Here is a 251-nt window from a genome sequence, read left to right on the forward strand (position 1 = left end):
CCGGCTTGGTCAGTTGCTGCCTCAATAGCTACTTTCGCTGCATCTGCTGCCGCCTTAGTTGCTTCTTTAGCCTTCGCTTTTTCAGATTGACTCAATTGATCATTCGCATCAATTGCTTGATCTTTAGTAGCTTTAGCTTGATCAATCGCATTTTTAGCGTTTTCTTTACCTACTGGAGTCACTGCTTGGATGGCGTTTGTACCTTCTGTTTCTTTCTCAGTTACTCCGGCTTGGTCTGTTGCTGCCTCAAT

General features: G+C 44.6%; 1 protein-coding gene. It reads right to left on the bottom strand.

Going from position 1 to position 251, the window contains the following annotated elements:
• Window positions 1-251: DUF1542 domain-containing protein (locus KV696_RS05360; protein WP_219967057.1), on the bottom strand; the 251-nt coding region annotated here is incomplete at both ends.

Source organism: Streptococcus humanilactis (genome assembly GCF_019448275.1).
Taxonomy (GTDB): Bacteria; Bacillota; Bacilli; order Lactobacillales; family Streptococcaceae; genus Streptococcus; species Streptococcus humanilactis.